Origin of the sequence: Janthinobacterium sp. SUN137 (genome assembly GCF_030587265.1) — a bacterium.
Taxonomy (GTDB): domain Bacteria; phylum Pseudomonadota; class Gammaproteobacteria; order Burkholderiales; family Burkholderiaceae_D; genus Janthinobacterium; species Janthinobacterium kumbetense.
On the sequence record NZ_JAPWHZ010000002.1, the window covers coordinates 1,087,409 to 1,100,617 of the forward strand.

Below are 13,209 nucleotides of genomic sequence, written 5' to 3' on the forward strand. Positions count from 1 at the left end.
GCCAGCCGATCCCCCGCAAGCAGGCCTATCATGTTGACATCATCTTCTACACCGCAAGCCGAATCGCTGATCCGCAACACCAATGCCCGCGTCACCAAGACGCGCGTGAAGGTGCTCGACTTTTTAATGGCGCAAAGCCGTTCGCTGACCCACCATGAAATCCAGCAAGCGCTGTCGCAGGACAGCGACATCGATTCCGTCACCCTGTACCGGGTGCTGGAGTGGCTGACGGAAAATGAACTGGTGCACCGCATCGCGGGCGCCGACCAGGTGTGGCGCTTCAGCGCGGGCGCCGGCCACCAGGCGCACGAACACGCGCATTTCCAGTGCACGAAATGCGCGAACGTCACCTGCTTCAATGAAGTCAAGCTGCCCCCGCCCGTGCTCTTGCCGGAAGGTTTCAGCGGCGGCGAAGTCGATTACCTGATCAAGGGCCTGTGCCCGCGCTGCAAGTAATCGGCGGCAGCATTACCTGATCAATAAAGCCAGGTGATGCTCGTCATAGAATAGCTCGCCCACGCGCATCGAGCGCGGTTCCGTACCATACGCGATAAATCCCAGCGATTCATACAGGCCCAGGGCGGCATTGTTTTCCGCATTCACGCTCAAATGCACTTGCATGACGGCGGGGTCCGCTTCGGCCTGGGCGATGCAGGCGTTCACGAGACGCCGCGCCACGCCCTTGCCCCGCTGCGCCACATCGACAAACACGCCCCACAGCAAGGCCTTGTGCGACAGTTGCCGCATGGATTCGCGCCGCAAGCCGGCAAAGCCGACCAGGCGTTCGCCATCGAAGGCGCCGAACGCCCGGTGCAGCGGGCCGTCGGCGATGCGCTGCACGTGTTCTTCGGGCGCGCGCGCCAGCTCATCCTCGCGCGACGAGGAAAACGAGCTGGGCGAATCGAGTATGGCGCGCAGGCGCAGCGCGCAAAAGGCGGCGGTGTCGGCCGGCGTCAGCAGGCGGATGACGATTTCAGGTGCGGGCATGGTGGAATCCGGCAGTTTTTTCCCATTATACCCACGCCCCCGCCTCAGGCACGCACGCGGCGCAAACCCAGCAAGGTCCAGCCGTACAGGGCCGCCATCAGCAGCACCATGGCCGCGCCGAGGGCCGCCGTCCAGCTTTCCGGCAACGACCAGGCCGGGTCGAGCTTGCCGGCCGCCATGCAGGCGGCCATGGCCACGCAGATGGCGACGATGGGCCAGCCCAGGCGGCGCCGGAAGGCGCGCACGAGGTCAATCTGGCCAGTGCGCATGACTTTTGCCGTAACCCAGCCATCGAAGGTATCCGTTACGCCCATGCCGACGGCAAACACCAGGCCCGTGAGCAAGGCCGGCTGCATGCCGCCCAGCGCGACGGCCGCATAGCCCCAGGCGGCCGCCTGCAAGGCCGTGTCGACGACCAGCGCGAACAGCATGCCGACGAGAATGGCGGCGAGCGGCCCGGATGCGCCCCGCAGCCAGCGCGGCAGCAGCCGGCCGCGCACCTCGGCCAGTTGCGCGCCGGCCAGCAAGCTGCGCGCATTCAGGGCCGCAATCAGCAGCAGCAAGCCGATGGGCAGCCATTCCAGCCAGCCGAACACGGTTTCCGACGGTGAAAATTGCTGTGACGCCACGGCGGCCACGGCCACGATGGCCAACACGGTGACGCCATGGCCCAGCGCAAACAGCGCGCCCATCCACGGCGTCCAGCGGGGCGCCGCGGCCTGGCTGCGCAGGGTCAGGCCATCGACGGCGGCCAGGTGGTCCGGTTCCAGCCCGTGCCGCATGCCCAGCAAAAAGATCAGCGCCAGGGCGGGCAAGCCCGCTTCCACGCTCACGCCGCCACCTCGGCGGGGCTGTCCGCCTTGGCCACGCAGCGGTCCAGGCCACGGGTCAGCATATCCTGCGGCAAGTCGCGGCCGATGAAGATCATCTTGCTGGCGCGCGTTTCCCCGTCGTTCCACGGCGCGCCCAGTTCCGAGCCCATCAGCATGTGCACGCCCTGGAAGACGGCGCGGCACGGCACGTCGGCCACGTACAGGATGCCCTTGTAGCGCATCAGCTGGCTGCCAAACAGCTGCACCACGGCGTCGAGAAAATTCTCCACCTGCAGCAAATCGAGAGGCCGGGACTGGTGATAGACGAACGATTGCACGCCGTCGCCATGGCGGTGGCCCAGTTCTCCCAGGAAATCCGGCTCCAGCTCGACGATGGCGTTCAAATTGAAACCGCGGATGTTCAGGATGTCGCGCAAGGGCACATTGCCAAAGCGCACTTTCTGGATGCTGGCGCGGCCATTGATGGCGACCAGGCGCTGGCGCAGCGCGGCCAGCTCGTCCTTGCCGACCAGGTCCGTCTTCGACAGCAGGATGCGGTCGGCAAAGCCCACTTGCTCCTGCGCTTCCTTGTGCGCCGTCAATTGCTGCTGCGCATGACGAGCATCGACCACCGTCAGGATGGCGTCGAGCATGTAGTACTCGCTGACGGATGGCTCCGCAAAAAAGGTTTGCGCCACGGGGCCGGGCGCGGCCAGGCCTGTCGTTTCGATGATCACGTGGTCGAAAACGATGGTGCCGGATTCGCGTTTGGCGTGCAGCTCGCCCAGGATGCGGATCAAGTCGCCGCGCACGCTGCAGCAGATGCAGCCATTGTTCATTTCCACGATCTGCTCGTCGCTGTCCTGCACCAGCAAGCCATGGTCGATGCTTTCGGCGGCGAATTCGTTTTCGATCACGGCGATGCGTACGCCGTGATCGCCCTGCAATATGCGCTTGAGCAAGGTGGTTTTCCCGCTGCCGAGAAAACCCGTGATGATGGTGACGGGGATCAATTCTGTCATATGTCTTTCCTATCGATGGTTAATCTTCCAGTTCTTCCATGCGCTGCCATTGGGGAAACGGGTCCGGCAGCTTGCGCCAGGCGGCCATGCCCTGGCGCGTTTCCGTGGTGTTGAGTTGGCATTTCTTCAAGTCGGCCTCGATGGCGGCCTGGTCCATGTCCTGGCCGATGAAGACGAGCTCCTGGTAGCGGTCGCCATATGGCTCGCTCCAGCCCGCCTTGACTTCCGCCAGCGAGGCCGCATCCGTGGGCCAGCGCTCCTTCGGCACGGACGCCCACCACAGGCCCACGGGTTCGATATTCATCAGCTTGCCCGCGCCGGACAGGCTGGCCACCCATTCGGGCCGGCTGGCCAGCCAGAAATAGCCCTTGCTGCGCACCACGCCCTTGATCGGCTGGGCAATGTAATCGTGCAGGCGCTGCGCGTGGAACGGCTCCTTGGCGCGGTAGACGAAGCTGCTGATGCCATACGTTTCCGTTTCCGGCGCATGCACGCCGGCCAGCTCCTGGGCCCAGCCCGGCATGCCGGCCGCCTGCTCCAGGTCGAACATGTTCGTGCCCAGGATGGCGTCCAGCGGCACGACGGACTGGTTCGTTTCGATGATGCGCGCGCCGGGATTCAAGGCTTTTAAAATGGCCAGCACGTGCAGGCGCTCGTCCGCCGCCACCATGTCGACCTTGTTGAGGACGATGACATTGGCAAACTCGATCTGTTCCGTGAGTAAATTGGCCAGCTGGCGGTCGTCGCCCTCGCCCGCGATTTCGCCCCGCTGCTCCAGGCTGTCTTCGCTGTGGAAATCGTTGAGCAGGTTGGCGCAGTCGACGACGGTGACCATGCAGTCGATGCGCGCCACGTCGTTCAGGCTGTCGCCGTGCTCATCCTCGAAGTCGAAGGTGGCGGCCACGGGCATCGGTTCGCCCACGCCCGTCGATTCGATCAGCAGGTAATCGAAGCGGTCTTCCGCGGCCAGGCGCCGCACTTCCAGCAACAGATCGTCGCGCAGGGTGCAGCAGATGCAGCCGTTCGACATTTCCACGAGTTTTTCTTCCGTGCGCGACAGGGCCGCGCCGGCCGCCTCGGCACTGTCCTTGACGAGCGAGGCGTCGATATTGACTTCGCTCATGTCGTTGACGATGACGGCCACGCGCTTGCCTTCGCGGTTGCGCAGTATGTGGTTGAGCAAGGTGGTCTTGCCGGCGCCGAGAAAGCCGGACAGGACGGTGACAGGGAGTTTGCGCTGTGGCATGGGGATTCCTTAGGCTGGCTGAGTTGGCGAAGGTCGCACTAATGCAAATGAATTGCGTTTTCGAATTATAATGCAACCAACTTGCATTTGTCTGGCGATCTTTGCCTGCCACCGTGAAAAAGAGGAATCCATGCGCTACCAGCAGGATCAGTATCCCGGCCCTCGACGTGCTAGAGTGCGAACTCGTCGGCGATGCCATCGAAGTAAGCGCGTGGCGGCTGAACTGTTGTCGACAGCCCCTGGATGATGCGATGAAGACTGATTCTGCCCCCCGTGCAGACATACAGCCGTGCTTCTCAGCCGTGCGGCCGCGCGAGCATCACATCGGCTGGCTTCGATTTTATTAGCCCTTAGCAAGCCGCTCTTAAATATTTTATTCTCGCCTAGCCAATGAAAAAAATACTGATAATAAGCCTGTTCGCTCTCATCTCCATATATTCTTTTAAGAAAATGATTTACAACCCGTATATATGGAAACAAACCATTAACAGCCCTGAGCATAAATTGCAAATTGGAAGTTTTATTTTCAACAAAACAACAGGGATTAATGGTGGAAGCCAAAGCATTCAAACGGATTATTACATTTTCAAAGTAATAGAGATCAATGGCGATCATGTTCGGCTTTCTGTGGTCAGGCAATTGTCGAAAAATAACACAATTTTACAATCCGACTTCTCGACCACAAAAGAGAATTTTGAATATTTAAAAAAACATATCAATAAAATTACAATTACAGGAATTTTGACAAAAGACTTATTCGTGGGAAATTATGAGCCATATACCGTGAATGATTATTTGCTAAAGAAGTATCCTTCATTGGAAAAATCAAGGTATTACTTCGAAGATATCCCTGAAGAGATGAAAAATTTGCCGTTACCGACAGACAATAACAAACTACAGGATTATTTTAGTACAATCTATTCCAAAAAAGAAATTATTGAAAATGGCAAGCTTGCTCTCTGGGTTTTAAATAATAGCAATAATCCTGAATTGGCCAAAAGATCAGCAGAAGATATAGATTTGATACAAAATTAGATTTTGTCGCGCTTGATCAATTGTGCTTGCATGGCGCGTGAAGATACTCCATCTTGCCACAGTTCAATTTTCACAATCACCAAGGAATCGATGTTCTTGCGCAACTCCATAAGGCTTCTTGCCGTACTTGTTTTGATGATGGGCAGCGCCATTGCCGCAGACATAAAAAAGCCGATCCAGCACTATCTTTACTTTAGTCACCGTGAACTGAACGGGGAAAACATCCGCTCGGATAAAGCGTTAAACGATGCCCGCTTCCGTGGCGCGCAAATCGTCTACACCTGGCGCAGCCTGGAGCCGCAACAGGACCGGTATGATTTTTCGGCGATCCGCCACGACATCGCCTATCTCGATTCAATCGGCAAAAAACTGTGGATACAACTGCAGGAAAAATCCTTCACGCCGCGCCATAATGTGCCGGCCTATCTGCTCAGCGATCCTCGCTACCAGGGCGGCATCATCAAGCAAAGCATGCTCTCGGCGCCGGAGCGCGACCCGCACAAACCGGTGACGGATGATGAATACGGCTGGTCGCCAAAGATGTGGGAACAACCGGTGCGCGACCGTTACCAGCGCTTGATCCGGGCGCTGGGCCAGGAATTCGACGGAAAAATCGAGGGCATTAATTTCAGCGAAAGCTCGATCGACATCGGCGTCGAAGACGGTAAAGGAAATACGATTTTTCCCGATGATTTCAAGCCGCAACAGTATGTCGATGCCATCAAGGAAAACATGCGGGTGCTGGCCGGCGCCTTTCCTCACACCAATACCATGGTGTATTTGAATTTTTTGCCAGGTGAATGGCTTCCGTGGAGCGACAAGGGTTATATGCGCAGCGTGTTTGCGCAAGCGCAAACGCTGCAAATGGGCGTGGGCGGCCCCGACCTGATGCCGTATCGAAAAAGCCATATGGGCCAAAGCTACGGCTTCATCAAGGACTACCCGGCCGATCTGGTCAAAGGCATGGCCGTGCAAGACGGCAATCTGCGCCAGATCAATCCCCGCACCGGGAAAAAAAACTCGGTCGAGGATGTCCTCGACTTTGCCCGCAACTACCTGGGCCTGGACTATATTTTCTGGGTGGAGGATGAACCATACTTCAGCAATGAGGTGTTGATAAAGCTGCCGGCGCATTGATGCGCCGGCACGACGCCATGCGCCCTGCCACACTGTCATGGTGGCGTCATATGCCGGCGTTACAGTCGCGTCTTTTGAATCATTCTAAGGGCGGCAATGAAAACAAATTGGATCATGCTGGCGGCGCTGGCAAGTGCAGGTCTCGTCGGTTGCAACGGCAGTTCAAACACGGCGCCGGCCATTCCCGAAGGCACGACGGTCACCGTCGCCTTGCTGGAAACCACGGACATCCACTCGAATGTCCTCAGCTATAACTATTACGCGCTGGCCGAAGACACGAGCCTGGGCCTGGAACGCACGTCGACCCTGATCCAGGCGGCGCGCGCGGAAAATCCGAACAACGTCTTGCTCGACGATGGCGACGTCATCCAGGGCACCTTGCTGGCCGACCTGCAAGCCGTGGCCGCGCCCGTGCCTTGCAGCGGCACCTTGGCCGTGCACAAGGCCATGAACGCGCTGAAATACGATGCGGGCGGCATGGGCAACCACGAATTCAACTACGGCTTGCCTTACCTGAGCCAGATCACCAACACGGATTTCGGCATTCCCGGCGTGGCCAAGCCGACGGGCACGTGCGGCGCGCCCGCCTTCCCTTCCGTGCTGAGCAATGTCGTCGGCGTGTCCAGCGGCAAGCCGATTTTCCAGCCCTACACCCTGCTGCCCCGCGATTTCGCCGCCACGGCGCCCGATGGCAGCAAGCTGACCGTGAAGATCAATGTGGGCGTGCTGAGCTTTGTACCGCCGCAAATCCTCGAATGGGATCAGAAAGTACTCGCTGGCAAAGTCAGCGTGACGGGCGTGCAGGAAGCGGCGAAACAATACGTGCCGGAATTGCGCAGCAAGGGCGCCGACCTCGTCGTGGCCCTGTCGCATGGCGGCCTGGATACCAGTCCCTACAGCCCGAAGATGGAAAACGGCAGCTATCATTTGACCAGCACGGGCATCGATGCCTTGATGATCGGCCACTCGCACTTGATCTTCCCGAAAGGCAAGGAAACGGGCGCGGCCGCCCTGGATGCCTCGTTTGCCGCCTTCCCCGCCAGCGCCAAGATCGATGCCGAGAAAGGCTTCGTCAATGGCGTGCCCACCGTCATGGCGCAAAGCTGGGGCCGCCGCCTGGGCATCATCAAGCTGACGATGGCCTACCAGGACGGCAAGTGGGTGGTGCAGCCGGCCAAGACGACGGTGGAATCGCGCGGCTTCAAATACACCGATGGCAAGACCCTCGTGAACGCCGACCCGGCCATCGCGCCGCTGGTCGCCACGGAGCACGCGGCCACCATCGCCTACGCCAAGCAACCGCTGGGCATCAGCACGGATTTCGAGATGTCCGCCTATTTCGCGCTGGTGGGCGACGTCAGCGCCATCCAGCTGGTGAACCAGGCGCAACTCGATTACGTGAAAAATTTCATCGCCACCAGCACGGATGCCACCTTGTCCAGCTACAAGAACATCCCCGTCATTTCCTGCAGCGCGCCATTCAAGGCGGGCCGCAACGGACCATCGGACTTCACGGACGTGGCCGCTGGCGCTTCCCCTGCAGCACCGGTCGGCTTGCAAGTGCGCAATCCGGGCGACCTGTATTTATATAGCAACAACAACCTGCAAGCCGTGAAGATCAAGGGTGCGGACTTGAAAGCGTGGCTGGAAACGTCGGCCAAACAATTCAACCAGATCGACCCGGCCAGCAGCGCCGAGCAAGACCTGGTGCCGTCGTATGGCACGATCTATAACTATGACGTGTTCTACGCGGAAAACAATGCGCTGACGTACCAGATCGACGTGACGAAAAAACCGGGCAGCCGCATCGTCAACCTCACGTACAAGGGCGCACCGGTCGCCGATGGCGATGACTTCATCGTCGCCACCAACGACTACCGCGCCGGCGGCGGCGGCGCCGTGCCGGGCATCGATGGCAGCAAGACCATCATCAAGTCGCCCGATGCGAACCAGGCCGTGGTCAGCAATTACCTGGCGTCGCTGAGCACCAAGGGCGGCAAGGTGACTCTGGCCAACAATGGCAGCGCGCGCAGCTGGAGCTTCGTCAAGACGGCCACGGCCGGTCCCGTGATCCTGCGCTCGGCGCCCGGCCATCTGGCGCTGGCGCAAGGCAGCGGCATCACCAACGTGGCGGCCGAAGGCGGACTCGACGCCAGCGGCTTTGCCAAGTACCGCATCGACCTGAGCAAATAAGGTCCGAGGGCCGGAACAAGCGCAGTTCCGGCCCGTTTTGATGAAAGTTGATCACAATGAAACACGCACTCTCCCTGCCCGCCGTCGTGCTGGCCTCCGTCCTGGCCGCTTGCCAGGCGTCGCCACCGCCCACGGCGGCGGAAATCGAAGCCGTTGCCATGCATGCGCGCCAGGCGGGCGACCACCAGGCCGAGCGCAAGGTGCGCAGCTGGGCCGGCAAGGACATGCCCGTCGCCGAACGCGAACTGGCGCTGATTTACCAGCCCCGCGCCGAACGCCGTGCCGAGGCCTTGAGCCTGTTCGAACAGGCGGCCCGCGCGGGCGACACGGAAGCGGCCTTCGAGCTGGGCCAGATGCTGCGCGCGGCCACGCCGGCCCAGGCCTGGCTGTGGTACCGCCAGGCGGCGCAGCAAGGCCACGCGAAGGCGGCCCTGATGCTGGGCTTGCTTGCCGCGAATGGCGAAGGCGTGCCGAAAGACGCCGTGACCGCCGCGCACTGGCTGGACAAGTCCAGCGAGCTGGGCAATCCACACGCCATGTTCCTGCTGTACAACGCCTACCGCGAAGGCCGCGGCGTGCCGCGCGACCTGGCGAAAGGCCGCGAATTGCTGGAAGAAGCGGCCCACCACGAATACCCGCCCGCCATCCAGGAACTGGCCATGACGGTGCAAGCGGACGACGCCCTGCGCGCCGGCCACCTGATGAAGGAGGCGACGGAGCACCGGCACAATAACTGGAACAAGTTTTAAGCCAGGTCAAGGCCGGCCCATATTGCCAAATGGAATGCTTGCCGGTGGCATAAGCTTGCCTGGCACGGACGGCTGTTCGCGCACAACTTCATCGCGAGGCAGGCATGGCAGATCACCGGTTGGGCCCCATGACCAAGAGCGACTTGCAGTTCAGCTATCCGGATGGCCCGGCGGCGGGCGACGACCCGGCGCAGCGCGGCATCCCCGACAGCACCTTGCTGAACCGCCACGAATGGTATGAAGTGCTATACAGCTGCAACAGCTGGTCCGGCGGCAGCTTGGCGACGGCGCTCAAATGCGAACGCCTGATCCAGCGCCACTTGCCCGCCGACATACGCGGCCATGCCGCCGTGCTGACGTGGCTGCGGGCGAACTGGGCCCAATATCGCTGATACGGCCAATACATATCGCCAATACGTCGGAAATCACGCTGCGCTTTGCGCCAGGTCAATCGTGTTGGGCTGGACAAGGCCGAGAGGCTATGATGGGCAAGCCGCTTCCCCGGACGCGGCGGGGCTGTTGCCGGCTCCGAAATGGATTACACTGAATTTGCTTTTTAGAAATTTGTTACTCTGGACCAGCCTCGGTGAGCACGTCGTACACGCTCAGCCCAGCCAGTGTTTGGGTAGGCCCTGGCTCGTCCGTTGACCTCCCCTATAAAGAAAGAGTCCAATGAAAAAGCTGACCACCGCCTTTGGCGCGCCCGTAGTCGACAACCAGAACATCCAGACGGCCGGCCCGCGCGGCCCCGCCCTGCTGCAAGATGTGTGGTTCCTGGAAAAGCTGGCCCACTTCGACCGCGAAGTCATTCCCGAGCGCCGCATGCATGCCAAGGGTTCCGGCGCGCACGGCACGTTTACCGTCACGCACGACATCACGCGCTACACGCGGGCGAAAATCTTTGGCGAAGTGGGCAAGCAAACGCCGATGTTCGCGCGCTTTTCCACGGTGGCGGGCGAACGGGGGGCGGCGGACGCGGAACGCGATATCCGCGGCTTCGCCCTGAAGTTTTATACGGAAGAAGGCAACTGGGACCTGGTCGGCAACAATACGCCCGTCTTCTTCATGCGCGACCCCTTGAAATTCCCCGATTTGAATCACGCCATCAAGCGCGACCCGCGCACGGGCTTGCGCAGCGCCAACAGCAACTGGGACTTCTGGACCTCGCTGCCGGAAGCCCTGCACCAGGTGACGGTGGTGATGAGCGACCGGGGCTTGCCGCGCAGCTTCCGCCACATGCACGGCTTCGGCAGCCATACCTTCAGCTTCCTGAATGCGCAAAACGAGCGTTTCTGGGTCAAGTTCACCTTCAAAACCCAGCAAGGCATCCAGAACCTGACGGATGCCGAAGCGGAGGCGCTGGTGGGCAAGGACCGCGAAAGCTCGCACCGCGACCTGTATGAAAGCATCGAAAACAAGGATTTCCCCCGCTGGACCCTGTACGTGCAGATCATGCCGGAAAAAGAGGCAGGCACGTATCACCTCAACCCGTTCGACCTGTCGAAAGTGTGGCCGCACGGCGACTATCCGCTGATCGAGGTGGGCGTGCTGGAACTGAACCGCAATGCCGACAACCATTTCGCGGAAGTGGAACAGGCGGCCTTCAATCCGGCCAACGTGGTGCCCGGCATCAGCTTTTCGCCGGACAAGATGTTGCAAGGCCGGCTGTTCTCGTATGGCGACGCACAGCGCTACCGCCTCGGCGTCAACCACAGCCATATCCCCGTCAACGCGCCGAAATGCCCGTTCCACAGCTACCACCGCGACGGCCAGATGCGGGTCGACGGCAACCAGGGCGGGACCTTGGGCTATGAACCGAACAGCGAGCAGGAATGGGCCGAGCAGCCCGATTTCCGCGAGCCGCCGCTCAGCATCGAAGGCGCGGCCGACCACTGGAACCACCGCGTCGACGAAGATTACTATTCGCAGCCGCGCGCCCTGTTCCGCTTGATGACCGCGGCGCAGCAGCAAGCCTTGTTCGACAATACGGCGCGCGCCATCTCGGGCGCCTCGGAGCAAGTCAAGCAACGCCACATCGGCAACTGCACCCTGTGCGACCCCGCCTATGGCGCGGGCGTGGCCGCAGCGATCGGCCGCCTGAGCCCAGGCTGACAGTAAACACGGAAGGCCTGGCGACAGGCCTTCCGCCGCCATCCGCGGCCTGATGCCCCCACTGCCAGGCCCGCTGGCCTAGCGCTGCTGGATATCGATCTGGCCCGTGATGCTCGTTTCTACCGGATAACCCTCGACCTGCAACGGCACGCGCCGCTTGACGGACGAGTCGCGCAGGTACACGACGAGCGCTTCCTTGCCCACGGCCGTCTGCCCCAGGCTGACGCCTTCCACGCCGTCGATGGCCATCAGCGCCCGCTCGTTGCGTCGCCGGGCCGCTTCCAGGCGGCCCTGAGGTGCGGCCTGGGCATGCTGCCCCGGGCCCTGTCCAGGGGGGGCATCCGGCAAATACGGCATGGCGGCGTCCTCGAAGACGGCATATGGCGATTGTGCGAACTTACTGTTTGACATGACACACCCTCCTGATATGACAAACCCTCCCGATGCCTTGCATGATACACCCGGCCATCCGGCGCTGCAGCACGCTTCGCCGGCCAAGACCATGCGCGACCGCCGGCCTTGCGCAAGACTTGAGCAAGACTTGAGCAAAATCGTCATCGTGCAAAAAACAGCGCCGGGCAGGACGGCGCGGGGCCGCCCGGCCGGCTCCTAAAGCGTGCTCAGGTATACAAATTGATGTCGAGCGCCACCACCACGCGCCGCATCTGGTTGGCAAACGTGATGTTGCCGCCGCCGGCAAACAGCAGGCCGACGGGATTGCGCTGCTGGTTCCAGGTCCAGATGGACGAGCCGGAATCGCCGCCCGCGCTGAACGCTCCGCTGACGCCCGTGATGGCGATCTGGTCCTGGAACAGGGCGATCCGGCCGCCGCCGTAATTGACGTTGATGGTGGCGCCCAGGCCCGTGATGCGGCCCTGCGTCAATTGCGTCGTGCGGCCGGACTTGCCGACCATCATGCCCAGTGCGGGCGCCACGAGCGCATTGCTGATGCGGAAGTACGCGGGCACGCCGCCGCTCAGGTAGACCAGTTCGGGACGCACCCTGTCTGGCCAGGCCCAGCCGGTGGCGCAATCGACAAAATTGACGCCGCCGCTGAAATTGATGGGCACGAAGCGCTCGAGCACGGCCACCTGGTCTTGCGGGCAGCGGCCGCCGTCGATGGGGCCAGGCTGCACGATACAGTCGTTGAACACGCCGCCGTTGGAATTGGCCAGCACGTGATTATTGCTAAGAATCATCAGGCGGCTGTTGCGCGGCGCGCTGCGCCCCACGGCCAGGCAGCCGATGGTGCCGGCCGTGATGCGGAAATGCCCGACCGACACGCCGCCCGGCGCCGGGCGCAGGCGGAAACGGTGGGGCTGCGCATCGATCACGCCCGTGACGACGATGTTGACGGGTACCTTGTCGCTGGCCACGGCGCGCACGCCCATGGCCCCCACGATGGCAGCCTTGGCGCGGTCGACGGAAGTGGGCTCGGCCACGTACAGGGTCAGGGCCGGCAAGCCCGGCTCGCCGGACGAGCTGTCGCTGGCGCCCTCGCCCAGGCCGATGGACACGCCCTGGATATTGCCGCTGTCGCTGAAGGCGTCGGCCGCGCGCGCGCCGCCCGCTTGCGCGATGCTTTGCCGCATGCCGTCCTCGATGCTGCGCTTGATTTCCAGCAATTCCATGCTGACGCCGCTCAGGGCGTCGGGCACATCCGCGACGGACGCGCTCTCGATCGTATTGTCGTCTTCGCCGGGGACGGAAAATTGGCCGACGGCCTCTTCATCGTCCGCGCTCTGTCCCCTGCCGCTGCTGCCGGGCGGGGCGCTGAAACCATTCTCGTTGCCTATCATCGTGTTCTCCTCGTGGGTCGCCGCAAGCTTCCAGTGTGGACGGGCTGCGCGGGCCGGTATTGATCTGGATTGAACCGCGCGGATGCCAGGCTACCCTGCCCCAATGGGGGCCAGCGA

The 13,209-nt window shown here is 61.5% G+C and carries 14 protein-coding genes; 8 read left to right on the plus strand and 6 right to left on the minus strand.

Annotated features, from left to right (window positions below; translation table 11 throughout):
* Positions 1-30 precede the first annotated feature (30 nt).
* Positions 31-456: a Fur family transcriptional regulator gene (locus O3298_RS13080; protein ID WP_034787417.1), complete on the plus strand. Its 426-nt coding sequence runs from the start codon at positions 31-33 to the stop codon at positions 454-456.
* 12 nt (positions 457-468) lie between these two features.
* Here the strand turns inward: O3298_RS13080 and O3298_RS13085 are convergent, their stop codons facing one another.
* From O3298_RS13085 to zigA, 4 genes are read right to left on the minus strand one after another with little or no spacing between them, the layout of a single operon-like run.
* Complete coding sequence (locus O3298_RS13085) at positions 469-987, minus strand: GNAT family N-acetyltransferase (RefSeq protein WP_305059598.1); 519 nt, start codon at positions 985-987, stop codon at positions 469-471.
* A 44-nt stretch (positions 988-1,031) separates the two neighbouring features.
* Positions 1,032-1,820: a hypothetical protein gene (locus O3298_RS13090; protein WP_305059599.1), complete on the minus strand. Its 789-nt coding sequence runs from the start codon at positions 1,818-1,820 to the stop codon at positions 1,032-1,034.
* Positions 1,817-2,821: a GTP-binding protein gene (locus O3298_RS13095; protein ID WP_305059601.1), complete on the minus strand. Its 1,005-nt coding sequence runs from the start codon at positions 2,819-2,821 to the stop codon at positions 1,817-1,819. The genes O3298_RS13090 and O3298_RS13095 overlap by 4 nt, the downstream gene beginning before the upstream one ends.
* 19 nt (positions 2,822-2,840) lie before the next feature.
* Positions 2,841-4,067 carry a zinc metallochaperone GTPase ZigA gene (zigA, locus tag O3298_RS13100; RefSeq protein WP_305059602.1) on the minus strand — a complete coding sequence of 409 codons (1,227 nt, stop codon included), beginning with the start codon at positions 4,065-4,067 and terminating at the stop codon, positions 2,841-2,843.
* Positions 4,068-4,517: 450 nt separating this feature from the next.
* Here zigA and O3298_RS13105 point away from each other — a divergent pair, with 450 nt between their 5' ends.
* The 6 genes from O3298_RS13105 to O3298_RS13130 all read left to right on the plus strand — a co-directional run bounded on the left by O3298_RS13105 (position 4,518) and on the right by O3298_RS13130 (position 11,293).
* Positions 4,518-5,102, plus strand: coding sequence for a hypothetical protein (locus O3298_RS13105; RefSeq protein ID WP_305059603.1), 585 nt, complete (start codon positions 4,518-4,520; stop codon positions 5,100-5,102).
* A gap of 30 nt (positions 5,103-5,132) precedes the next feature.
* Positions 5,133-6,239 (plus strand): hypothetical protein, encoded by a 1,107-nt coding sequence (locus O3298_RS13110; protein ID WP_305059604.1) that lies wholly within the window; start codon positions 5,133-5,135, stop codon positions 6,237-6,239.
* A 96-nt stretch (positions 6,240-6,335) separates the two neighbouring features.
* Positions 6,336-8,432, plus strand: coding sequence for a bifunctional 2',3'-cyclic-nucleotide 2'-phosphodiesterase/3'-nucleotidase (locus tag O3298_RS13115; RefSeq protein ID WP_305059606.1), 2,097 nt, complete (start codon positions 6,336-6,338; stop codon positions 8,430-8,432).
* 56 nt (positions 8,433-8,488) lie between these two features.
* Entirely contained in the window at positions 8,489-9,181 is a 693-nt protein-coding gene (locus tag O3298_RS13120; protein WP_305059607.1) for a tetratricopeptide repeat protein, read from the plus strand.
* 128 nt (positions 9,182-9,309) lie between these two features.
* Positions 9,310-9,573, plus strand: a complete 264-nt coding sequence (locus tag O3298_RS13125; RefSeq protein ID WP_289905037.1) for a hypothetical protein — start codon at positions 9,310-9,312, stop codon at positions 9,571-9,573.
* Between the two features lie 280 nt (positions 9,574-9,853).
* Positions 9,854-11,293 carry a catalase gene (locus O3298_RS13130; protein WP_289897978.1) on the plus strand — a complete coding sequence of 480 codons (1,440 nt, stop codon included), beginning with the start codon at positions 9,854-9,856 and terminating at the stop codon, positions 11,291-11,293.
* Positions 11,294-11,371: 78 nt separating this feature from the next.
* Here O3298_RS13130 and O3298_RS13135 read toward each other — a convergent pair whose 3' ends face one another.
* Entirely contained in the window at positions 11,372-11,704 is a 333-nt protein-coding gene (locus O3298_RS13135) for a hypothetical protein (RefSeq protein WP_305055429.1), read from the minus strand.
* A 16-nt stretch (positions 11,705-11,720) separates the two neighbouring features.
* On the opposite strand from O3298_RS13135, the gene O3298_RS13140 reads away from it, so the two are divergent.
* Positions 11,721-11,906, plus strand: a complete 186-nt coding sequence (locus O3298_RS13140; RefSeq protein WP_305059608.1) for a hypothetical protein — start codon at positions 11,721-11,723, stop codon at positions 11,904-11,906.
* 7 nt (positions 11,907-11,913) lie between these two features.
* Here the strand turns inward: O3298_RS13140 and O3298_RS13145 are convergent, their stop codons facing one another.
* Positions 11,914-13,092: a hypothetical protein gene (locus O3298_RS13145; RefSeq protein ID WP_289905039.1), complete on the minus strand. Its 1,179-nt coding sequence runs from the start codon at positions 13,090-13,092 to the stop codon at positions 11,914-11,916.
* Between the last annotated feature and the right edge of the window lie 117 nt (positions 13,093-13,209).